The 21,429-nt window shown below is 64.3% G+C and carries 24 protein-coding genes and 1 other RNA gene; 16 read left to right on the top strand and 9 right to left on the bottom strand.

The window, feature by feature from the left end:
• Positions 1-242: 242 nt before the first annotated feature.
• Both AC4K8G_RS04835 and AC4K8G_RS04830 read left to right on the top strand, forming a co-directional pair.
• Positions 243-1,007 carry a class I SAM-dependent methyltransferase gene (locus AC4K8G_RS04835; protein ID WP_491733040.1) on the top strand — a complete coding sequence of 255 codons (765 nt, stop codon included), beginning with the start codon at positions 243-245 and terminating at the stop codon, positions 1,005-1,007.
• A complete protein-coding gene (locus tag AC4K8G_RS04830; protein ID WP_491733039.1) occupies positions 1,004-2,272 on the top strand; it encodes a dicarboxylate/amino acid:cation symporter in 1,269 nt (422 codons plus the stop codon). The genes AC4K8G_RS04835 and AC4K8G_RS04830 overlap by 4 nt, the downstream gene beginning before the upstream one ends.
• Before the next feature lie 180 nt (positions 2,273-2,452).
• Here the strand turns inward: AC4K8G_RS04830 and AC4K8G_RS04825 are convergent, their stop codons facing one another.
• Together AC4K8G_RS04825 and AC4K8G_RS04820 are read right to left on the bottom strand one after the other, a co-directional pair.
• Positions 2,453-3,199: a LytR/AlgR family response regulator transcription factor gene (locus tag AC4K8G_RS04825; protein ID WP_491733038.1), complete on the bottom strand. Its 747-nt coding sequence runs from the start codon at positions 3,197-3,199 to the stop codon at positions 2,453-2,455.
• Entirely contained in the window at positions 3,192-4,400 is a 1,209-nt protein-coding gene (locus AC4K8G_RS04820; protein ID WP_491733037.1) for a sensor histidine kinase, read from the bottom strand. The genes AC4K8G_RS04825 and AC4K8G_RS04820 overlap by 8 nt, the downstream gene beginning before the upstream one ends.
• 58 nt (positions 4,401-4,458) lie before the next feature.
• Between AC4K8G_RS04820 and AC4K8G_RS04815 the strand changes: the two genes are divergently transcribed.
• On the top strand, positions 4,459-4,773 hold the full coding sequence (locus tag AC4K8G_RS04815; protein ID WP_491733036.1) for a hypothetical protein: 315 nt from the start codon (positions 4,459-4,461) through the stop codon (positions 4,771-4,773).
• A gap of 195 nt (positions 4,774-4,968) precedes the next feature.
• On the top strand, positions 4,969-5,520 hold the full coding sequence (locus AC4K8G_RS04810; RefSeq protein ID WP_491733035.1) for a P-loop NTPase family protein: 552 nt from the start codon (positions 4,969-4,971) through the stop codon (positions 5,518-5,520).
• On the opposite strand, the gene AC4K8G_RS04805 is transcribed toward AC4K8G_RS04810, so the two are convergent.
• From AC4K8G_RS04805 to AC4K8G_RS04795, 3 genes are read right to left on the bottom strand one after another with little or no spacing between them, the layout of a single operon-like run.
• Complete coding sequence (locus AC4K8G_RS04805) at positions 5,517-6,914, bottom strand: UDP-N-acetylmuramate--L-alanine ligase (RefSeq protein WP_491733034.1); 1,398 nt, start codon at positions 6,912-6,914, stop codon at positions 5,517-5,519. The genes AC4K8G_RS04810 and AC4K8G_RS04805 overlap by 4 nt on opposite strands.
• 37 nt (positions 6,915-6,951) lie before the next feature.
• Positions 6,952-7,515 carry a hypothetical protein gene (locus AC4K8G_RS04800; RefSeq protein ID WP_491733033.1) on the bottom strand — a complete coding sequence of 188 codons (564 nt, stop codon included), beginning with the start codon at positions 7,513-7,515 and terminating at the stop codon, positions 6,952-6,954.
• Positions 7,512-9,218, bottom strand: coding sequence for an N-acyl-D-amino-acid deacylase family protein (locus AC4K8G_RS04795; RefSeq protein ID WP_491733032.1), 1,707 nt, complete (start codon positions 9,216-9,218; stop codon positions 7,512-7,514). The genes AC4K8G_RS04800 and AC4K8G_RS04795 overlap by 4 nt, the downstream gene beginning before the upstream one ends.
• 96 nt (positions 9,219-9,314) lie before the next feature.
• Between AC4K8G_RS04795 and AC4K8G_RS04790 the strand changes: the two genes are divergently transcribed.
• From AC4K8G_RS04790 to AC4K8G_RS04775, 4 genes are all read left to right on the top strand, one after another.
• Positions 9,315-10,211, top strand: coding sequence for a TSUP family transporter (locus tag AC4K8G_RS04790; protein WP_491733031.1), 897 nt, complete (start codon positions 9,315-9,317; stop codon positions 10,209-10,211).
• Entirely contained in the window at positions 10,208-11,284 is a 1,077-nt protein-coding gene (locus tag AC4K8G_RS04785) for a 2OG-Fe(II) oxygenase family protein (RefSeq protein ID WP_491733030.1), read from the top strand. Before AC4K8G_RS04790 ends, AC4K8G_RS04785 begins: the two co-directional genes overlap by 4 nt.
• The gene (locus AC4K8G_RS04780) at positions 11,284-12,114 is read left to right on the top strand and encodes an LD-carboxypeptidase (protein ID WP_491733029.1); all 831 of its coding nucleotides are present in this window, start codon (positions 11,284-11,286) and stop codon (positions 12,112-12,114) included. Before AC4K8G_RS04785 ends, AC4K8G_RS04780 begins: the two co-directional genes overlap by 1 nt.
• A gap of 76 nt (positions 12,115-12,190) precedes the next feature.
• Positions 12,191-12,457 carry an SWIB/MDM2 domain-containing protein gene (locus AC4K8G_RS04775; RefSeq protein ID WP_491733028.1) on the top strand — a complete coding sequence of 89 codons (267 nt, stop codon included), beginning with the start codon at positions 12,191-12,193 and terminating at the stop codon, positions 12,455-12,457.
• Positions 12,458-12,542: 85 nt separating this feature from the next.
• Here the strand turns inward: AC4K8G_RS04775 and AC4K8G_RS04770 are convergent, their stop codons facing one another.
• Both AC4K8G_RS04770 and AC4K8G_RS04765 read right to left on the bottom strand, forming a co-directional pair.
• Entirely contained in the window at positions 12,543-13,280 is a 738-nt protein-coding gene (locus AC4K8G_RS04770; protein WP_491733027.1) for an NUDIX hydrolase, read from the bottom strand.
• A gap of 10 nt (positions 13,281-13,290) precedes the next feature.
• The gene (locus AC4K8G_RS04765) at positions 13,291-13,554 is read right to left on the bottom strand and encodes a hypothetical protein (RefSeq protein ID WP_491733026.1); all 264 of its coding nucleotides are present in this window, start codon (positions 13,552-13,554) and stop codon (positions 13,291-13,293) included.
• A 53-nt stretch (positions 13,555-13,607) separates the two neighbouring features.
• Here AC4K8G_RS04765 and ssrA point away from each other — a divergent pair.
• Positions 13,608-13,951, top strand: a transfer-messenger RNA (tmRNA) gene (gene ssrA, locus AC4K8G_RS04760).
• A 50-nt stretch (positions 13,952-14,001) separates the two neighbouring features.
• Here the strand turns inward: ssrA and AC4K8G_RS04755 are convergent.
• A complete protein-coding gene (locus AC4K8G_RS04755; protein ID WP_491733025.1) occupies positions 14,002-14,295 on the bottom strand; it encodes a glycine zipper 2TM domain-containing protein in 294 nt (97 codons plus the stop codon).
• A 209-nt stretch (positions 14,296-14,504) separates the two neighbouring features.
• Between AC4K8G_RS04755 and AC4K8G_RS04750 the strand changes: the two genes are divergently transcribed.
• Together AC4K8G_RS04750 and AC4K8G_RS04745 are read left to right on the top strand one after the other, a co-directional pair.
• Positions 14,505-15,281: a hypothetical protein gene (locus AC4K8G_RS04750; protein ID WP_491733024.1), complete on the top strand. Its 777-nt coding sequence runs from the start codon at positions 14,505-14,507 to the stop codon at positions 15,279-15,281.
• 88 nt (positions 15,282-15,369) lie between these two features.
• Positions 15,370-17,412 carry an amidohydrolase family protein gene (locus AC4K8G_RS04745; protein WP_491733023.1) on the top strand — a complete coding sequence of 681 codons (2,043 nt, stop codon included), beginning with the start codon at positions 15,370-15,372 and terminating at the stop codon, positions 17,410-17,412.
• Between the two features lie 4 nt (positions 17,413-17,416).
• Here the strand turns inward: AC4K8G_RS04745 and mscL are convergent, their stop codons facing one another.
• Entirely contained in the window at positions 17,417-17,839 is a 423-nt protein-coding gene (gene mscL / locus AC4K8G_RS04740) for a large conductance mechanosensitive channel protein MscL (protein ID WP_491733022.1), read from the bottom strand.
• Between the two features lie 149 nt (positions 17,840-17,988).
• Here mscL and AC4K8G_RS04735 point away from each other — a divergent pair, with 149 nt between their 5' ends.
• Genes AC4K8G_RS04735 through AC4K8G_RS04715 form a run of 5 tightly spaced genes read left to right on the top strand, consistent with a single transcriptional unit; the run spans position 17,989 to position 21,427 of the window.
• Positions 17,989-18,585 (top strand): LemA family protein, encoded by a 597-nt coding sequence (locus AC4K8G_RS04735; protein WP_491733021.1) that lies wholly within the window; start codon positions 17,989-17,991, stop codon positions 18,583-18,585.
• Position 18,586: 1 nt separating this feature from the next.
• Positions 18,587-19,396: a TPM domain-containing protein gene (locus AC4K8G_RS04730; RefSeq protein ID WP_491733020.1), complete on the top strand. Its 810-nt coding sequence runs from the start codon at positions 18,587-18,589 to the stop codon at positions 19,394-19,396.
• Positions 19,390-20,067, top strand: a complete 678-nt coding sequence (locus tag AC4K8G_RS04725; RefSeq protein WP_491733019.1) for a TPM domain-containing protein — start codon at positions 19,390-19,392, stop codon at positions 20,065-20,067. The genes AC4K8G_RS04730 and AC4K8G_RS04725 overlap by 7 nt, the downstream gene beginning before the upstream one ends.
• Positions 20,064-20,579 carry an NUDIX hydrolase gene (locus AC4K8G_RS04720; protein ID WP_491733018.1) on the top strand — a complete coding sequence of 172 codons (516 nt, stop codon included), beginning with the start codon at positions 20,064-20,066 and terminating at the stop codon, positions 20,577-20,579. The genes AC4K8G_RS04725 and AC4K8G_RS04720 overlap by 4 nt, the downstream gene beginning before the upstream one ends.
• Positions 20,580-20,593: 14 nt before the next feature.
• Complete coding sequence (locus AC4K8G_RS04715) at positions 20,594-21,427, top strand: metallophosphoesterase family protein (protein ID WP_491733017.1); 834 nt, start codon at positions 20,594-20,596, stop codon at positions 21,425-21,427.
• Positions 21,428-21,429 lie beyond the last annotated feature (2 nt).

Here is a 21,429-nt window from a genome sequence, read left to right as displayed (position 1 = left end):
AATTGATGCGGGTGAGGAACGCTCGAAGGGGCGAGCCGATGCCGAGCCTGACCGAATTTTCAGTGATTTTGTCGCGGAACAGCGGCTCGGAAGGGTGTAACCGCCCTGCGATGACAATCGGAATAGAGGGGCTAGCGCGAGAGCGCCGGTCGCGCCAAGTTGCCGGTTGGTCGAAACGCGGCTTGTTCGGCGGATTGCGCGAAGCGCAGCCGCGGCGAAGCAATCCAAAGGGGGACTTTCAGATGCCTAGATTCCGCCATTTCGCACTTGCTCTCGCACTGACCGCGGCGCCGCTATCGATCAGCGCTGCCGCCGCACCGACGACCATTGCAGGAGCGGTGGCTTCTTCTTCGCGAACCGCTGACAACGTCAAGCTGGACGAATCGCGCAAGCCCACTGAAGTCCTCGACTATCTCGGCCTTAAGCGGGGCATGAGCGCGATCGATCTGTTCGGCGGCAACCGCTACTGGGCCGAGATCATGGCGCCGGTCGTTGGTCCCAAGGGCCATGTGCTGGTGTGGGAGCCGACCCAGTTCACCGACGCTGAGTCGAAGAAGGCGTTTGCCGCGTTCAAGGCGAAGAACCGCAATGTGGCGATGGTGAACACGCCGTTCGAAGCCATCTCGCTGCCGAAGAACTCGGCCGACTTCGTCATGCTCAATCTCAATTATCATGACGTCTATTGGGAAAGCGCCAAGTACGGCATTCCGCGGATGGACCCGCAGGCATTCCTGAAGGCGGTCTATGCCGCGATGAAGCCAGGTGCGGTGATCGGCGTGATCGACCATGTCGCCAGCCCGAATGGCGACACGCGCGCCACCGTCGAGAAATATCACCGGATCGATCCCGACGTGATCGAAGCCGACTTTACCAAGGCTGGATTCAAGGTTGTCGGGACCCGCAACTTCCTGCGTAATCCTGCGGACGATCACACGTTGATGGTCTTCGACCCCAAGATCAAAGGACAAACCGACCGGGCGATCTTCAAGTTCAGGAAGCCGCGTTGAGCGCGCGGGCGGCGAAGCGACCCCCTTCAAAGGGGCCGAGCTTCAGGGCTTATTATGCGCTCGCCGCCCTGCTCGTTGGCCTGGGGCTCGGCGCAATCGCCGGGTCTCAACAGGTAGTCAGCGTGGCGAGTTTCGTCGGCGCTCTGTGGCTGAACGCGCTCAAGATGACCGTCATTCCGCTAGTGGTCACCTTGCTCGTTGTCGGGATCGCCAAGAGCAGCGAGGCCGCCGCGGCCGGCCGGATTGCCGCGCGATCGGTCCTGTGGATGGTGATCATTTGCACTTCCTCCGCGATCTTCGGCGCGATCATGGTGATGGTGCTGACGAAGCTGTTCCCCCTCGCGCGTGAAACGGCGCAGGGGCTCCAGACGGCGCTTGCCGGGGTCGAGCAAACGGCATCCGGGCCGCTGCCTGGAATCGCGGATTTCTTCAAAGGCGTCATCCCTGAAAACATCTTTGCGTCGGCCGCCAATGGCGACGTCCTGCCGCTGGTGGTCTTCTCGGTGCTGTTCGCGCTTGCCCTCGGCTACATTTCGGCGCCCGGTCGTAAGTCGATCGTTGGCCTGTTCGAGGCGATTGCCGACGCGCTGCTGGTGATCATCAACTGGGTATTATGGGTTGCGCCGCTCGGCGTCCTGGCGCTGGCTTACACCGTTGGATCGGCTGCCGGCGGATCGGCATTCGCCGGCCTTGGCCATTATGTCGTGGTGATCTCGGTCATCGGCATCGTGGTGACGCTTGCCTGCTATCCAATGGCGATGATCTGGGCCCGGATCGGGCCTGCGCAATATTCGCGTGGCCTAGTCGCTCCAACTGCCGTTGCGATATCGACCCGCTCTTCGCTCGCCTCGCTTCCTGCGATGCTGACCTCGGTCAAATCGATGGGCGCGCGTGACGAGGTCGCCGACGTGACCCTGCCGATCGCGGTGGCGTTGTTCCGCGCGACTGGGCCCGCGATGAACACGGCCGTTGCCTTTTACGTCGCCCACTGGATCGGGTTCGAGCCGAGCATTGCCCAGATGATCGCCGCCACCGCGGTCGGCGCGGTGATGAGCTACGGCGCGGTCAGCCTGCCGGGCGAAGTCAGTTTCATCAGCTCGATCGCACCCATCGCCTTGGCGCTTGGGGTACCGATTGCGCCGCTCGCGCTGCTCGTCGCGGTTGAAATGATCCCTGACATCTTCCGGACCGTCGGCAACGTCTGGCACGACATCACCGTGACGATGATCGTCGATCGAAGGACGCGGACGGCCCCCGCATCCTGAACCGCGGCTTAGCGCAGCCCGTCCGTTGGACGATTAGCTCCTGCCTTTCGTCCGCGCGCCGACTTTTGGACAGCGGCGGTCGATAACCGCGCGACTTGGGCTCTTTCGGCGTTCAAACGGTCCTCCGCGACGCGGGGCCGTTTGTGTCCCCTCACAATTCCCCAGTCCCGCGTCGCACTTCTATCGACCAGCGATGGCCCTCACCCGGTCCGAATAAAGGCGGCCGACCGGCTGTTCCTCGCCGTCGGCCAGGCGTGCGATCCACCTGCCGGAAGGGTTGCGGGTGAAGCCAGTGATGAAATCCTTGCGGACAATCGCGGAGCGATGGAGGCGAACGAACATTTCGGGATCGAGCCCTTCCTCCAGCGCCGCCATCGAGTGATGGATGAGCCAGCTGCGCCGGCCCACGTGCAGGCGCATGTAATCGCGCTCGGCCGAGACGCGGTCGACGTCCTTAGACGCGATGCGAACCAACCCTGAAAGATCCGATGCCCAAAACTCCTCGAGCCACTGTGACGTCTTGCCCGGCGCGCGGTCGCCCGTGCGGTTCTGGAGGTAGCCGTGGGCGCGATCGAGGGCCCGCTGGAGCCGGACCGGATCGACCGGTTTCATCAGATAGTCGACCGCCTCGACTTCAAAGGCGGCGACGGCGAATTGGTCGAACGCGGTAACGAACACGACAGCGGGCGAGGGGACAAGCCCGGCGAGCGCGCGGGCGACGCCTATTCCGTCCAGGCCAGGCATGGCGATGTCGAGCAGCAGGACGTCTGGGGACAGCGCTTCAGTCAGGTTGATGGCGCTGTCTCCGTCGCTGGCCGTCCCGACAAGCTGCGCGCCCTCGGCCTTCGCGAGCAGAAGCTGCAGCCGCTCGGCTGCGAGCGGCTCATCGTCTGCAATAAGAACGCGGAGCGCGCGCGGTTCAGTCATCGGACTCGATCGGCAAAGTCAGGGCGACCTTGTACCCGCCGCCTGTCATCGGGCCGAAGCGGCAGCTGGACCGGCCGCCAAAGCGCGCTTCGAGGCGCTGGCAGACATTGGTCAGGCCAAGGCCGGTGCCTTCGTGCGTCGCGGCCGGAAGCTCGTCCTTGCCGCCATGCTTCAGCTTGTTGCTGATCTCCAGGTTCATCCGGCCGTCCGCGGTGGGCTGCGCTGCAATGCGAATGACGACGGCCTTGCGGCTCTTCGACACGCCGTACTTGATCGCATTCTCGACGATCGGCTGCAGCAGGAGGGCGGGGAGCCTTGCCTGCTGGAGCGCATCGGGCACGTCGATCTCGACGTGAAGCCGGTCCGGGAAGCGCGCCTTCTCGATGTCGAGATACAGCCGCTGCAGGTCGATTTCTTCCGCCAGGGTTACGTCGGCACTGGGATCGAGGGAAAGGCTCGTGCGGAAGAAGGTCGAAAGCGCCAGCAGCATGTTCTCGGCACGGTCGGTACGCCCGGTCATCACCAGCGACGACAGTGAGTTTAGCGTGTTGAACAGGAAGTGCGGGTTGACCTGGTAGCGGAGCGCCCTGACCTGCGCAGCCTGGGCGGCGCTCTCGGCATCCGCTAACCGCCGCTGCGCACCCAAGGCCTCCGCCTGCGCTTGATTGGCAAGGTAGAAGGCGCTCCACGCGAGGAAGAAGAAAAGCCACACGACGGCAGCGTCGGCGCCGTAGCGAATGCGCTTCATCGGATCGAGTTCGCCCATCTTGGGCATGGTCAGGACCAAAGGCTCTTGCGAGGTGCGCTCGATCCGCACCGTCTGGCCCTTCTCGATGACCGTGAAGCCCTCGCGCGCCTGGAAGCGGAATTCCTCACGACTCTCGCGGAATAGATCGTCGATCAAGATCAAAGTGCCGCCCATCGCGATCGACGCAACGGTCGACGTCGCTGCGGCGATGATCGCCTTGCGCCGGATGTTGGCCCGCGCGCCAAGCGTCGTGATCGCCAGATAGATGAGGCCGGTGAGCAGGATGCCGATCCCGATCACCGCGAGCTTGTTCTCGAGCGTGGTCCACGGATCCGTCCCGAGCGACGCTCGGGCGACGACCGTCAGCACGTAAAAGAACCAGAAGCCGAGAATGGATTTTACCGCGAACGGCCAGTCGGCGAACCGAGTCCGCGCCGCGGGTGGTGCAATCATGAACATCGTAGGTGTGTCTTGTCCCAAATTTCCCCCCGCGAAAACCGCCACTTGCCCATTGGCAGAAGCTTCGCCGCATCCGGTCGAAACCCTGGCACGCGGAACGCAGGCGGTCCCCCCTCGTTACACCGCGGCAATGGTAGGCGATGGAGATCGCGCTGTGAATGATGGAAAAGCTACAAACGCGCCGCCACCGACCCTGCCGCGGGGTCCAGAGCGCGAGCTCGAGCAGAAGCTGAAGAAGAACCCCGAAGATCAGGACGCCAAGGTCGATGTCGGTAGCGATGAATCGATGGATGCGTCCGATCCGCCGGCGGCAGCACAGCCGGGGCAAAATGACGACCCAGTCCCGTCGTCCGGATTTCCGGACTAGGTTACGTAACCGTCACAAAAACGCGACGCCGTTGCAATAAATCAACAATCCACAGTTTTCCCTGCTCAGGTCAATTTCTGGCCTAGACGCGGTGACTCCCCTCTGATTCAATCTGAATGGGGGGTGGGATTGTGGTTAAGTCCTTGGAAACCAAACCAGCCGCATGATCCCGCCTAGGGCAAGAGGAGTCGGGACATGATTACGCGGACCAGCCAGCCGGCAAGCGGCGCGATGCTGATCTCGGAGATGAAAGAGTTTGCGAGCTTTCCGAAGGCTACGCAGCGTTACATCCGCCGGTCGCTCGATGTGGCTTATGGTCGCCGCGATGCGATGGAATGCTGGGCCCGCGATGAAGGCGAAGCCGCCTCGATCCGCGCTCAGGCCCGCCTTTACAAGCAGCTTGACCACCTGCGCCTGCAGGTGCCGGACGATAGCGGCCTCGATATGATCGAGCCGTTCATCGGCATGCTGATTACCCTGTCGGCGTTCGACCTCGGCCAGGACCGGCTGCTGAACTTTGCCGCCTACCGCTTCCTTTACGAGCGCCTTATCGGCGCCGCGGCGCGGCCGTGGCTGCCGGCGGCATTCTGCTCGGCCGCCGCGCTTCCGCATCTTCACCCGGACCGGCGCCGGATCCTGCTCCAGTCGATCAGCGAGAGCGCGGCAACAGCGCCCGGCTGGTCGAGCCGCGAGCCGGTGTTCTGGCCGGAGTGGGTCGAGAAGGTCGACCTGAAGGCTGCCGCCTAAGCTCTAGTTGCGAGGCGCTCGACCAAGCTGAGCGCGAAATCGATCAGCGTGTCGTCGCGCGCACCCATGATCACGATCCGATCGCCTGCTTTCGCTTCAGCGATAAGCGCGTCGCCGATCTTGGCGCGTTCCGGAATATGCTCGGCGGTGCCACCACGCTCGTTCACCTCGGCGGCGAGCCAATCGCTCCCCCGCACGCGTTCCGTCGTTCCACCCTGGTAGACGGGGTCCGGGAGGTACAGCCGGTCGCCCGGCGCCACGCCTTTCGCGATGCTGTCGGCGAGCTGCTCACCCATCTTGGCCAGCGGGCCATAGCCATGCGGCTGGAACATGATCAGCAACCGCCCCGGCTGCGCGCGAAGCGTCGCCAGCGAAGCGTCGATCTTGTCGGGGTTGTGGGCGAAGTCGTCGATGACGATGACGCCAGCCGTCTCGCCGACCGTTTCCAGGCGGCGCTTGAGCCCCTCGAAGCGAGCAAGCGCGTTGGCTGCATCCTCGATTCTGATGCCCAGTGAGCGCGTGGCGGCGATCGCCGCAAGCGCATTCGACGCATTGTGGCGGCCGGGCACCCGGAGGCTCACGTCGTGACGCTCACCCTCGGCTTCGATGGCGAACGTCACCCCGCCCGGCTGGTGCTGCAGGTCCTTGCCCATGAAATCGGCGCCGGGCGCGTCGAACCCGTAACCGATCACCTTGTCCGCCGGGATCGCTTCCGACAGCGCACGCGTCTCCGGATCGTCGAGATTGAGTACCGCGCGCCGCGAGACGTTAAGGAAATGCGCGAACAGCTGTCGAAGCTCGTCCATCTCCTTGTGGTCTAGGCTGATGTTAGTGAGAACCGCGATCTCCGGCCGATAGAGTGCGATCGAGCCGTCACTCTCGTCGACCTCGCTGACGAACAGTTCGGGATCGCCGACAAGGGCGCTTGCGAACGGAGCCGATGGCGTCACGAAGTTCTTCATCACTGCGCCATTCATCACCGTCGGCCGGCGATGGCAGGCGTGAAGGATCCAGCCGATCATGCCGGTCACGGTTGATTTGCCGCTGGTACCGCCGACCGCGACGCTGCGCTGCGCGTCGTTCAAAAGATTCGCGAGAAATTGCGGACGGGTGAGGTGGGTCAACCGCAGCTCTTTGGCGCGCACGACATCCGGCACCGTCGGTTCGACGGCCGCCGAGGTCACAAGCGTCATGCCTTCCTGGAGGCCCGACCCGTCCTGCGGGAAAAGCTGGATGCCGAGCGAGCGGAGATAGTCGAACTTGTGCGGCGTCCGCCCCGCGTCGAGCGATCGATCGGAGCCTGCGACCCGGGCGCCGGACGCGCGCACGATCGAGGCGAGCGGAAGCATCCCGCTGCCGCCGATACCGCTGAAGAAAACCGGAGAATCAATCATCCGAGCGCCCTATTGGGCGCGCCGCGGCTTGGCTAGTTCAGGCGCAGCCGAAATCGCCTTTGATGTCGAGTTTGGCCAGGGTCGGCGGCTTGGACAGCGCGACAACCCGCGCCGCATAGTAAGGGCTGTAGTCGCAACCGAAGTCGGCCACGAAATCGTCGGCGGTGACCACGATGTGGCCGCGCACCTCGTCGAGCTTGCCGGAGCGGAGCGCCGCGACCTGAGCGCGGGTCGCGAGGGCGGCCAACTGCTTCGAGGTCGCGGTCAATTCGATGACCATGTCATCGCCGCGATCCTGCCAGTGCGGCATTCGCTTCGTCAGCGACGGATCAGGGAGCAGGTTGAGCTCAAGATTGTCGCCGGGGATCGGCGGCTCCTCGCAATCGATGCGGCAGCCGTAGGTGTAATTGCCGTTGAGCTGGAAGCGGCCCTTGAAGTGCGCCACGCCGTTCTTGTCGAACCCGGCGAAGCGCACCGGGCTTCCGGCCGGAACGATCAGGGCGGGGCCACCGCCGGGATGGGGGATCGTTCGCGCCCCGGGTGAGGCGCCGAGGCAGGCCAGCGCCGCGAGCACCACGAATGCTGCGGCGAGCGGCCTCACTTGCAGGCACCCCCGCCCGGCCAGCCGGTCCAGCCGGGGCCACGGACCACGCGCCCGGGTTTCGCGCCGGTATGCTTGCCGTCCTTGAGCACCTGGACGCCGTTGACGAAGACGTCGTCGACGCCGGTCGCGAGCTGCTTCGGCTTCTCGAACGTCGCATGGTCCTGGACCGTGGCCGGATCGAACACGACCACGTCGCCAAAATAGCCGGCCTTGAGCATGCCGCGTTGCTTGAGGCCCAGGTTAGTTGCGGGGAGGGCACTCAATCGCCGGATGGCGTCGGGCAGCTCAGCGACCTTATCCTTGCGCACATATTCGGCCAGCACGCGGACGAAATTGCCATAGGCGCGCGGGTGGCTGCTCGCCTTCAGGAATACGCCCGCGGGTCGCTCGGACTGCTCGTCGGAGCCGAAGCTCATCCACGGCAGCGCGACCTCGTGTTTGATATTGTCCTCGCTCATCAGGAAATAGACCGTGCCGACGCGGCTATCGTCCTCGATCACCAGGTCCATCGCGGTTTCTTCCGGGCTCTTGCCGCGCATCTTCGCGACTTCGGCGAGCGTCTTTCCGGTAAGCGGCTTCAGCTTCGGATTCTTGAAGGCGATCAGCAGCACCCGGTCCGGGCTGCCGGCGAGCAGCAGCAGGTTTTCCCAGTCGTTCGACGGCGTGCGCATCTCCTGCGCCACCTTCGCTCGGGTCGCGGGGTCCTTCAGCCGCTTGATCCAGTCTTCCAGGCCGCCCGACTGGACCCAGGTCGGCATCGCCGCGTCGAGGCCGGTCGCGCCGGCGGGGTAGGTGTACATGTTCGCGGTGATCCGCTGGCCGCCGGCCCGTGCCGCCTCGATCTTGGCGATGGCAGGCTCGAGCTTGTTCCAGTTGGCCTGGCCGCCCTGTTTGAAGTGATAGATTTCCGCGGCAGCGCCGGACTCGCGGCTGATCTGGATCAGCTCGTCGATCGCCTCCAAGAACTTGTTACCCTCCGACCGCATGTGGCTGATGTACATGCCGCCGCACTTCGCGGCTTCCTTGGTGATCGCGACCAGCTCAGGCGTTTCGGCGTAGCTTGCCGGCGCGTAAATGAGCGACGATCCGACCCCCATCGCGCCTTCCTTCATCGCCTGCCGTACGAGCATGCGCATGCGGTTGAGTTGGGCTGGGGTCGGGTCGAGGTCCTTCTCACCCACCTCGTGCCGGCGGACCGTCGTCGCGCCGACGAATGATGCGACGTTCGGGGTCACGCCCTTGCGCTGGAGATATTCGAGATATTGGCCAAGCGTGGTCCAGCGGATCGGATATTTGATGTCACCCTGCCGCTGGACAGCGAGGCGCTTCATCTCCGGGTTCCACGGACCCATGGAATCGCCTTCGCCCATCACCTCCAGGGTCACGCCCTGCACCGTCTCGCTGAGGCCCGTGCCGTCCGCGATCAGGCTTTCCTGGGATTGGCTCAGCATGTTGATGAAGCCGGGAGACACGGCTTTGCCGGTGGCATCGACGGTCCGCGCCGCACGGCCGGGGGCATGCGGTCCGACATAGGCGATCTTGTCGCCACGCAGCGCCAGATCTCCAACGTACGGGGTACCACCTGAACCATCGTAGATCGTGCCGCCCCTAATGATCAGGCTGTAGCTTGCGGGCGGCGGCGCCGCGGAGCTTGCGAACAAGCCAGCGATGGCAATCGTAAGCGCGGCGATCTTCTTCATTGCTGCCCCCTATCCAGATGAGCGGCGAAGCTGCACTATGAATGAACGATGCGCCACAGCCAAACCAACTAACCGAGGCATCGAGGCCACCTGAACATGTTGATCGCTCTTCTTATCCCTCTTGCTTTGGCGATCCTCGTCTACGCCACCGTGCTGGCGCGCGCCGCGATCGCGCGCCGGGCCGCGCCAACGGGCGAAGCGTTGATCCTCGGCGCAGTGGTCAATTTCTTCGACACGTTCGGCATCGGCTCGTTTGCGCAGACGACCGCGTGGATGAAGTTCCGCAAGATGGTTCCCGACCGGTTGATCCCGCCGACGATGATCGCCGGCCTGACTCCGCCGGCCATGGTCGAGAGCATCATCTTCCTGATCCTGCTCGGGGTTCGCGTCGATCCGGTGCTGCTGTTCGGCGGCGCGGTTGCAACCGGGGTTGGCGGAGTGGTCGGTGCGCCGCTGGTTGTCCGCGCCAGGGCGTGGATCGTTCAGCTGACGGTCGCGATCGGCCTGCTGCTCGCCGGGATCGCGTTCGTGCTCGCGATCGCAGGCGCAATGCCGGTTGGCGGTACCGCGTCGAGCCTGCCGACGGGGCTTACGATCATTGCGATAGTGCTCAGCTTCGTCCTCGGGCTGCTCGCCAATTTCGGGGTCGGCAATTACGCGCCGACTTTGGCGATCCTGAGCCTGATGGGAATGGACCCGCATTATTGCTTTCCGATCATGGCGTCGGGCGCATCGCTGATGGGCGCGGGATCGAGCATCCGGTTCGTCAAGGTGCCCGACATCGACCTTCGGATCGTCGTCGGGCTGACGCTCGGCGGCATTCCCGCGGTGCTGGTCGCGGCCCTGATCGTCAAGCAGATGGACGTCGATGTGCTTCGCTATGTGATTGCCGTCGTCGTCTTCTATACCGCCGCCGTGATGGCGCGTGCGGCAATCCGGGGATATCGCGACCATCGCGCCCAGGGCGCGACGGCGCCGCTGGCGGTGTCATGAACGACCTCGACGCCCTCAATCGCCAGTTCGAGCGCTATGACCAGGTCAGCAAGCCGCATACGTACCGGCTCGCCGAGGGCCAGGGCGACGAGTTCGACGACGATTACCGCATCGCGACTTTGGACTTCGAACCGTTCCTGAAGGGCAACGCCGGCGACAAAGCGAAATTTGCGGCCGCGTTCGGGGCGGCGCTCGAGGAAATCGGCTTTGCGGTGCTGGTCGGCCATGGCGTCGACACCGCGCTCTACGACGACATGCACGACGCGACGCTCGACCTGTTCACCTCGACTCCGCTCGAGGAGAAGATGCGATTCCGCGCCGGGCGTTTCGGATCGGTCAGTCAGGGCTACTTTCCGATCGAGGAAACGAGCGACATCCATCCTGACCTGGTCGAAGGCTGGGTCTGGTGCCGCCGCGCGTTCGATATTCCGCAACAGCGCTCGGTTCCTTTCGATCCACGGGATTATTGGCCTGATGCGACTTACGAGCCCAATTTCCGCCGCCTGGTCCTGGGGCATGAGCAATTGTTCAAGCCGATTGCCCAGGCGATGTTCCAGGGGCTCGGCTGCGACCCGCACCTCTATGATCGCAAGCTGACCGAGACGAACTTCGGGCTGCGGCTGAACTATTATCCGCCGATGAGCGCGGCGCAGGACGATTCCGGCGCGGGACGGCTGCTCGGGCACGAGGACGTGGATCTGTTCACGATCCTGCCGGCGAGCAAGGTCGACGGCCTGCAGGTGTGGAACCACCGAAGCGGCAAGTGGGTACGGCTGAGCGCGCCGCCGGGATCGATCATCATCAACACCGGCGATTATATGCAGCGGATCACCAACGACCGGCTGCCATCGACCACCCACCGCGTCGGTAAGCCCAGCGACGGATCGCACCTTTCGGCCGCGCGGGTCTCCTTCCCGATGGCGGTCTACGTGTGGGAGGATGAAGTGCTGGAAGTGCTGCCCGGGCTTGGCGAGCCCAAATATGATCCGATCAAGGCGATCACCTTCCACACGCGCAGCACGAGCAAGTTCTACGGCGACGATTATGCCGTAGAGGATGGCGCGACCTCATAGTGCGCATCGCGGTCGTCGCCCCGAGCTGCACGTTGAAGCGCGAAGCCGCGGAAGCGGTGGAGGCGATCGTCGCGGAGCGCGAGGACTGCGAGCTCGCCATTCACCCGCAATGCTTCCTCACCGACGGCCACTTCGCCGGGCCGGACGAAGCGCGGCTGGCCGCTTTGCGGGAAGTCATGGCCGATCCGTCGGTCGATGCGGTGTGGTTCGCGCGTGGCGGCTACGGCTCCAACCGCATCGCCGAGGCCGCGCTCGCAGATTTGCCCAAGGCTGCGCTTGGAAAGCACTACCTGGGCTATAGCGACGCCGGCTTCCTGCTGGCCGGGATGTTTAAGGCTGGGCTCGACGTCGCCTGGGGCCCGATGCCGCAGGATGTGCTTCGCCGCGGCGATCACGGGATGCCCGGCGGGCCTGAGGCGGTGCACCGCGCGCTGGATTGGCTCGTCAGCCGCGATCCGTCGGCGCTCGAACCGGAGCTCCAGGGGCCCGCCATGGCCTTCAACCTGACGGTGCTGTCGAACCTGCTTGGGACCGCGCTCGAGCCCGACTTCACCGGCGTCGAGCTGCTGATCGAGGACGTCAGCGAACACCTCTACGCGATCGACCGGTCGATGTTTCACCTGACCTCGACACCAGCCGTCCGAAAGGTGCGCCGGCTGAGGCTCGGAAGAGTGGGGGACATTCTGCCCAACGACATCGAATTCGGCAGTAACGAAACGGCGATCGTCGCCGACTGGTGCCAGCGTTCGGGGATCCCCTTCGGCGGCCGGGCGGATATCGGCCACGACGCCCGAAATCGGGTGGTTCCGTTCGGTACGCCGAAAAGCTGATCCATGTTGCCCGAATGCCCTTGCGCGGGCCTTCGAGTTGCGCTCTACCAAGGGGGACATCAACAGGAGGGCCGTGATGGCACAAGGCGCACGTAAGGCAGGGGGCGGATTGGCCCGCCCGGTTCAACCGTCAGCAGATCTCGCGGCAATCACCGGCAGCTCGCCGCTGCCGCGCAGCCAAGTGGTTTCGAAGATTTGGGACCACATCCGCAAAAACAATCTGCAAAACCCGCAAAACAAACGGGAAATCCTTGCAGACGACAAGCTGAAGAAGGTCTTTGGGGGCAAGGACCGGGTCAGCATGTTCGAAATGAACAAGCATCTGTCGAACCACCTGAAGTAGAATTCAGCGAGTTCCAGATAAGGAGGGGATCCGCTTCGGCGGGTCCCCTTTCTTTTGTGGATAATTCGCGACTCGGGGCGTCGCGTTAGCCGCGCCAGAGGCCGTCGAGCCGCTCCTGCGTCACCGGAAAGCCGAGATGGCCCGGGATCGTGATGAATTTCTCACCGTCACGTTCTTCGACCCAAGGGGTAACCGGCTCGATCGGATGAGCCATCGCATCGGCGCGAATTTCCTCAAAGCTTGAGTGCTGGGCGAGCCGTTCGAGCGTGCGCCTGGTCGGGAAAATCAGCCGCGCTTCGCCGCGCTTCTCGCGCTCCAGCACGTCGGCGGCGCGGACCCATTCGGCGCCCGCGCACTCCCCCTCGATGACCTGGGGCCGCCAGTCGCCGGGCGGGCATTCAGCTACGAAGAACAGGGTATCGAACCGCCGCACCGCGTGGAACTTCGGCACCCAGCGTGCGAAGGGCGTTAGGCCCGCGAGGTCGAGTTGCAAGCCGTTCTCGTCGAGGAGGCCTGCAAACGACTGGTCGGCAACAAGCGCAGCCTGAAGCGCCAGCGCGCCGTGAGCGTCCGGGACTGGCGCAAGGCCGACCGGCACCGTCGTCTCTTCGATGGTCTCGCGGATCGCCGCAACAGCGGCCGCGTCTAGGCCCAGCGTCCCACCCATCGCCCGATCGGCTTCGTCGATCCGGCCGCCCGGAAAAACGAGCGCGCCGGCGGCAAATGCCATGCCCTCGGCGCGCTCGACCATCAGTAGTTGGGGACCGTCGGCGTCATCGCGGACGACGATCAATGTCGCCGCGGGAATAGCCTCGTCAGTCACCTAGCGTGGCTTACATGCCGGCGACGTTCTGCTCCTGCGCGTCGCTCGGGCTTACGTCACTGTCGGTGGTAGCGTTGAGCTGCTGCTCCTGCTGCCCAAGCGCGGCAGCCTCCGCGTTGGCGGCATCGTTGGCGGCATCGCTCGCCGCCTGATTGAGCTCGTCCGTTGTCGGCTGGTTGAGCTCGGCATTGTTGACCTGGTCTTCATTGCTGCTGTTGCAGCCGGCAAGCGACAAAGCGGCGGCGCCGGCGAAAGCAAAAGCTAGTCTTTTCATGTGTTTCTCTTCCCCATTGAGAGCAAGGTTGCGACGACAGCCATATCAGGGCGTTCCTTGAGATTCACGCCCAAAATCCCTATCTAGGGCGTGCCGGGCAACCGGCTATGTCGGTAGACTGTTGCGTGGAATAGGCACTTCGGACCCGGGGGGCAGTACCCCGGCGCCTCCACCATCAGCCCCCGCTTGGGCGGGCGTTGTTGATGGGGGCGAAATAGGATCGACGAGTGCAATAAAGATGCGATTGCCGATCGGATTGAGCCACCGCAACGGCTCATTCACACAAGTGCTAACGATAACGAAGCACTCGCTATTGCTGCGTAACTAACGTCCTAACGGACTGAAGTTACAAGGTTAAAGCGCGGTCGGACCCCGCCGGGCAACAGAAGGGATTCCAGCGGCACGGGGGACGCCGGGCAACAGAAGTCCCCCACTTCGCCTCCTCTACTAGCGGCAGACCATCCGGCTGCGGTCGATCGCCCGGCCGACGAGTGCGCCGCCGACGGCGCCAAGAATCGTGCCGGTGGCTCGCTCGCCGTGCGTGTCGATCGCACGGCCAACCAGCGCACCGCCCGCCGCACCGACGATCAGGCCCGTCGTTCCGTTTGAGCGATGGCAGCGAAGGCGGCCCTGTGAATCCCGCCAGACTTTCCCATGATAATAGCCGCGCGCCGACGCCGGCGTTTGCATCACCGGGACGGTGAGCGAGGTCGCGGCCAGGATGAGCATGATCTTTCGCACAGGATATTCCCCTTGTTCTTAGCTGTGGCGCGACTGAATCGACGCAGCGCCAAAAGGGAAGGGGCAGTTAACGGCGACCTGTCCCGTTAACGGTGAAATGTCGTTATGGAGGCGACACGAAGCCGGCGTGGTATGCGCAATGTTTATCGGATCCGGCGCGCAGGGGACGAAAGATGGGGATATTGGGCAGCCGAGCGGCCTGGACGAGGTTGGCTTTCGCGATCGCGGCGCCATTGCTGCTGACCTCGTGCCTGTGGGGGCCGGGAAAGTTCGCGTCGGACCTGACCCTGAAGCGCGACGGCAGCTTCGCGCTCAACTACCGCGGCGAAATCGTCATCCAGCTTCCGCCGGACGAGGACATGCCGAAACCCTGGTCCGCTGACATCGCGCACTGCACAGACAGCGATGACAAGGATCGCCCCTGCACCGCTGCGGAGGTTGCCACCCAGAAGACCGAATATGAGCAGCGCAGCGCCGCCAAGCTCAAAGAAAATCAGGACATGGCCAAAGCGATGGGGCTCCCTGGCCTCGACGATGAGTCCAACCGCGCCTTCGCCGCCAAGCTGACCAAATATGCCGGATGGCGGTCCGCGACCTATCGCGGGAAGGGCGTGTTCGACGTTGACTATCATTTCGAAGGCCGCGCGACGCAGGACTTCATCTTCCCCGCACTCCCCGACAACGACCTCATCATTCCGTTCATCGCCATCCGCCGTCGCGACGATGGTTCGGTCCTGGTCACCGCGCCGGCGCTGACTGGCGGTTCCGGGCCGATTGCCGCTCGCGCGGGCGCCGCAGCGGCATCGAAGATGGGCGACGGGCCACAATCCAAGGCGGAGGGCCGCTTCACCATCATCACCGACGGCGAGATCCTGACCAACAACAGCGAGGACGGGCCCTCCGCGCATCCGCTGGGCCGCCAGCTCCATTGGGACGTTGGTTCGGGCTCAACCAAGATTCCCGAGGCACTCGTCCGCCTGCAGTAGTCCAGGCTCGTTCGTCGAAACTTAAGTTGCGCGGCCGCGTTCGCGTCGCCACGGTCGCGCGCGATTTCGAACCGGGGGAGGAGTTCTCATGCGCCGTACCGTCTTGGCTGCTTTGCTGGCCGCAACCGCCACCATCGCCTCAGCCGCTCCAGCGACCAAGGAGCAGCTGATGACGCCGCCGCCGGGCGCGCGCCATTTCACCATCAGCTCGGTCGCGGGGAAGCACGGCGACGTCTGGTCCTGGACGCTCCCGGACGGAAGCATTGCCTACCGCATGTCGCAGTCCCTTCGCGGCTGGGTGACCGAGGACGATCAGGTGATGGTGCTCGGCGCGGACGGCCGCCCGACGAAGATCGCGGTGCGAGGGTACACCGACCAGGGTGACGCGACCGAGGACTTCAGCGTCGATGCGAACGGCGTCGCGCACTGGAAGACCGCCGTCGACGAAGGATCGGCCCCGTTCGAAGCCAAGCGCTACAACCAATATGGCGGCCCCTATCTCGCGAGTGAGAAGGACGTCGAGGCTTTCGTCGCTGCGGGTGACAAGGGCATCGACCTGCTGCCGACCGGCCACGCTACCTTGACTATCGACCAGAGCGTGCAGGTCGACGGTCCGCAGGGGCCGAAGACGGTGAAACTGGCCTTCATTCGCGGCACCGGGTTCAGCCCGTCGCCGGTGTGGCTCGATGCCGACAACCATTATTTCGGCAATGCCGGGATCATCTCCCTTCTGCCCGAAGGCTATGAAGCCGCCGGCCCGAAGCTCAAGGACATCCAGGACCAGGCCACGGCGGCGATGGTCAAGGATATCGCGCACAAGTTCCTGAACCCGGAGAACCGCACGCCGACCCTCGTCGATCACGTGCTGATGTTCGACTCGGTTGCCGGAAAATATGTGCCCGATCGCGCGGTGCTGATCGCCGACGGCAAGATCGCGGCGGTTGGCCCGGCCGGCTCGATCAAGGCTCCGGCGGGCGCCACCGTGATCGACGGGCGCGGCAAGACCATCCTTCCGGGCCTGTGGGACTCGCACCAGCATATCGGCGGTGACGATTTCAACGCGCTCCAGAACGTCGCGACCGGCATGACCAATTACCGCAGCCCCGGCACATTGATCGATGAGGCGCAGAGCATCCTCAAGCGCCGCGCGGCTGGCGACCTGATAGCCCCGGATGGAAAGATCTCGGTGATCGTCGATCGGAAGGATCCGCTGGCGGCCCAGGGGGCGCTGACGGTCAGTTCCGCCGAAGAAACCATTGCCGCGGTCGACAAGATCAAGGCCGCGGGCATGTGGGGCGTCAAATTCTACACCTCGATGAATCCGGCTTGGATCGCGCCTGGCGCCGCTGAAGCCCACAAGCTCGGGCTTCACGTCCACGGTCACATCCCCGCCGGCATGCGGCCGCTCGATGCCGTGCGCGCGGGCTATGACGAAGTCACGCACATCAACTTCATCATGATGCAGGCGATGCCGCAGGAGATCGTCGACAAGGCCAATACCGCGGCGCGGCTCGAGGGGCCGGCCAAGTATGGCAAGGATGTCGATCTCGATTCCCCGGCGATGAGGGCGTTTTACGCCGAGCTGTCGAAGCGCGGGACGATCGTCGACCCTACCTTGACGGTGTGGGAGCCGCTGCTGACCTCCGACGGCAGCAGCATTTCGCCCGAATATGCGCCTTATGTGGACGTTGCCCCAGCGGCGGTGGTTCGCGGCTGGAAGATCGGCGGCTATCCCTTGTTCGACGGCCTCACCCGTGAGGACTTCAAGAGGAGCTTCGACAAGATGGTCGGGCTGGTCGGGCGCCTGCACAAGGCGGGAGTCCGCATCGTTGCGGGTACCGACGGCTATGGCCTCGAGCTGGTGCGTGAGCTCGAGCTCTATCAGCAGGCCGGCCTGACCAATGCCGAAGCGTTGCAGACGGCGACGATTGTTCCCGCCCGGATGACTGGCATGGACGACCGCACCGGTTCAATCGCGAGGGGCAAGACCGCCGACGTGATCCTGGTCGAGGGGGACGTGTCCAAGGACCTGCACAACCTCCACCACGTCGTGACCGTGTTCGAGGACGGCTATCGGCTCGACGCGCAGGCGCTGCGCGAGGCAAGCGGCCTCAGCGGAATGCCGAAGTAAGCGGCTAGCGCTTCTTCAGCTCGTCGCGGATCTGGGTGAGCAGCTCGACCTCGGTCGGGCCGCCCGCCTCGTCCGGACCTTTGCGCATCGCCTTGCTCGCCGCCTTGATCATCAGGAAGATGATGAAGGCAAGGATGACGAAGCTCACGACCTCGGTCAGGAACGATCCCCAGCCAAGGACCGGCGCGCCGGCCTTTTTCAGGGCGGCATAGTCCGTCATCGATCCGTGATAGTCGGCGGGCACTGGTCCGAGCAGGATGAAATGGCTGGTGAAATCCAAGCCGCCGAAAATCTTGCCGATGATCGGCATGATTATGTCGTCGGTCAGGCTGGTGACGATCTTGGCGAAGGCAGCGCCGATGATCACGGCCACTGCGAGATCGAGAACGTTGCCCTTGGCGATGAAGGCGCGGAATTCTTTCAGCACGGCATCCCCCTTTGTTGCGTCGCGTTGCAAAGAGTAGCGCGCGCCGTCCGGAATGAAAGTGAACCCGTCGCTGTGTTGCTGTTTTAAGGCAGCATATTGAAACGAACGGGGCACGTATCTAGTTATGCGCTCACATTATGGAGGGCTTGATGACCGCGCTTCGTCGTTTCGGATTGCTTGCACCCCTTGCTGCTTTCAGCCTCGCCGGCTGCGGCCTCAACAGCGTTCCCACCGCCGAGGAGCAGGTCAACGCAAAGTGGGGAGACCTCCAGGCCGACTACCAGCGCCGCGCCGACCTGATCCCGAACCTCGTCAATACGGTGAAGGGCTATGCGACGCAGGAAAAGACCGTGCTCATCGAGGTTACACAGGCTCGCGCAAGCGCCACGCAGATCAAGCTGTCGCCGGGCGACCTCAGCGACCCACAGAAGGTGAACGCCTTCAACGATGCGCAGAATCGCGTGACGCTCAGCCTGCAGCGGCTGCAGGAAGCCTATCCGGACCTGAAGTCCAACCAGAACTTCCTCGCGCTCCAGGACCAGCTCGAAGGGACCGAGAATCGCATCAACGCGTCGCGCCGCGACTACAACGATGCGGTGCAGGCCTATAACACCCGGATCCGGACTTTCCCCGACGCTATCGGTGCGAAGATCTTCTACGGCGCCAAGCCCAAGGTGCCGTTCGAAGCGACCTCGTCCGCTCAACAGGCGCCGACGGTCGATTTCGGCACAAACAACGCCGGCTGAGGTGAAACAAATCCTCGCGGTTCTGTGGCTGGCGCTGCACGCGCTGGCCACGCCTGCGGCCGCGCAGACCTTTCCCGAAAACAACGGGTCTCCGGTCGTCGACCAGGCCGGCATCCTGACTGCTGCCCAGGTCGTCGATCTGCGCTCGAAGGCGCAGGCGCTCTACGCGCAAACCGGCCGCGCTTTCGCCGTCGCGACGGTCAAGAGCCTCGAAGGCTATCCGGTCGAAGATTACGGCTATCGCCTCGGACGCGACTGGAAGCTCGGCAGCGCCAAGGGTGACGATGGTGTTCTGCTGCTGGTTGCACCCAATGAACGCAAGGTGACGATCGCGACGGGCTATGGCGCGGGCGAATATATGACCGACGCCATGTCCGGCCTGATCATTCGCCAAGCGATCTTGCCGCACTTCAAGCAGAACCCGCCCGACTACGGCGGCGGCATTACCGCCGGCGCGGACGCGATCATCGAGCAGATGAGCCTTCCGCCGGGCGAAGCGCAGAAGAACGTGGCGACTGCGCAGCAGGCACAGCAGGAGCGCCGCGACGCCAGCCCAGGCGTAATCCCAGTGATCTTCTGGATGTTCGTCATCGGCTTTGTGATCCTGTCCTTCGCGCGCCGTGCCGGCGGACGGCGCTATCGCAGGCGCGGCGGCTTTGGCGCACCCGTGATCCTGTGGGGGCCGGGCTGGGATGGCGGCGGTAGCTCTTGGAGCAGCGGCTCGTCTTGGGGCGGCGGCGGCGGAGGCGGTGGCTTTGGCGGCTTCGGCGGCGGCTCTTTCGGCGGCGGCGGAGCGTCCGGCTCATGGTGAGGCGCCTCAGCGAAGCCGATCACGACAAGGTCAGCTCCGCGATCGCCGCGGCCGAGGCCAACACCAATGGCGAGATCGTCGCGGTCGCGACCCCGATCAGTGACCCCTATCACGACGTTGCCCTGCACTGGGCGGTCGCGGCGATGATCCTGGTGCTCGCCTGGACGGCGTGGCGGCCGGACTGGCTCACATGGTGGTACGACACCCTGACCGGCGGCTGGCACGCCGAGCCGACCCTGGGCGAGCTTCTGACGTTCCTAATGATCCTCGCGGTACTGAAGTTCACCGCAGTCCTGCTGATCCTCAAATGGATGCCCCTGCGCCTGGCGCTCACGCCCGGTCCGACCAAGCATCGCCGCGTGCGGCGCCGCGCCGTCGCGGTGTTCAAAGCCGCCGCCGAGCGCCGCACTGTTGGGCGCACCGGCGTGCTCATTTATCTGTCGATGGCCGAGCGCCGCGCTGAGATCGTCGCCGACGACGCGATTCTCCAAGTGACCGACGAAACGACCTGGGGTGACGCCATGGCGGCGTTGCTCGCCGACGTGAAGGATGGCCGGGTCGGCGACGGGATGGTCGCGGCGATCGAGCGCGTCGGCGAGGTGCTCGCCGAGCATTTCCCGCGCACGGACGGCGACATCAATGAAATCCCCGACAAGCTGATCGAGCTGTGAGCCTCGACGACCTTCCTCCAGCCGAAGTGATGTGGGCAGGCAAGTTCGTCCGCGCGATCCGTCGCGGCAAATGGGAATATGTCAGCCGCACCAACAATATCGGCGCGGTCGTCATCCTCGCCGAATATGAGGGGAAGACGATCCTGGTCGAGCAACCGCGCGTCCCGCTGGGCGAGCGCTGCCTGGAGCTTCCGGCCGGCCTGGTCGGGGATACCGATCCCAACGCCACGGTCGAGGGCACCGCGATCAAGGAGCTGGAAGAGGAAACGGGGTTCACTGCTGAGCGGGTCGAGCGGCTGGGCGAATATTATTCCTCGCCCGGCATCCTCGCCGAAGGCTTTACCCTCGTCCGCGCCCACGGCCTTCGCCGCATCGGAGAGGGTGGGGGAGACGAGCATGAGGACATTACCGTCCATCTCGTGCCCCGGGCCGACATTCCCAACTTCATCGAGCAAAAGCGAGCCGAGGGTCTCGGGATCGACGTCAAGCTGCTGATCTTTTCTGGTTTCTGACCGTTGGGCGGGGCATGACCCGCCTCCTCCATCTTTCCGATCTGCATTTCGGCGCCCATGACGAGCGCCTTGTCGATGCGGTCGGGCTGGCCGCCGACGAGCTCAAACCCGACCTCGTCGTTGTCAGCGGCGACTTCACCCAGCGCGCCCGGACCGAACAGTTTCGCGATGCTTGCGAATTCCTCGACCGCCTGCGCGCGCGCGGGCACGAAGTGCTCGGCGTACCCGGCAACCACGATGTCCCGCTGTACGACGTCCTTCGCCGCTTCCTGTCTCCATTGGCCCGGTACCGCCGCTTTATCGACGATACCTTGTGCCCGTTTATCGAGTTTCCCGGCGTTGCCGTTCTTGGCATCAACACCGCACGGTCGCTGACCTTCAAGGACGGGCGGATCAGCGAAGAGCAGGTCGAGTTCATTCGCGACACCTTCGCGCGGACGTCGGAAGAATCCTTCCGCATCCTCGTCACGCACCATCCCTTATTCGCGCTGCAGGTCGCCGGAGAGACGAGCCGGGCGATCGGTCGCCAGCACATGGCGCTCGACGCGATCGAGGACGCTGGCGTCGACATGCTGCTCGCCGGCCATAACCATCATGCTTCCAGCCAGGACGCAGGTGAGTTGGTGACCCGCGCCGGCGGTACGCTGGTGGTGCAGGCGGGCACCGCGACCTCGACCCGTGTCCGCGAGCAGGAACAAAGTTTCAACACGATCGACATTCGCGACGACGCGGTGACCGTCACCGTTCACGCCTGGAAGGGCGAGGAGTTTCTGCCCGCCGATGCCCAACGCTACGAATGGCAGGAGGGGCGCTGGAAGCTACTTCCTACACCGCAGGTCGCGCATTAGAC

Source organism: Sphingomonas sp. SP3 (assembly GCF_058514305.1).
The sequence above is the reverse complement of the archived record's forward strand: the minus strand, read 5'-3'. Positions and strand labels throughout refer to the sequence as shown.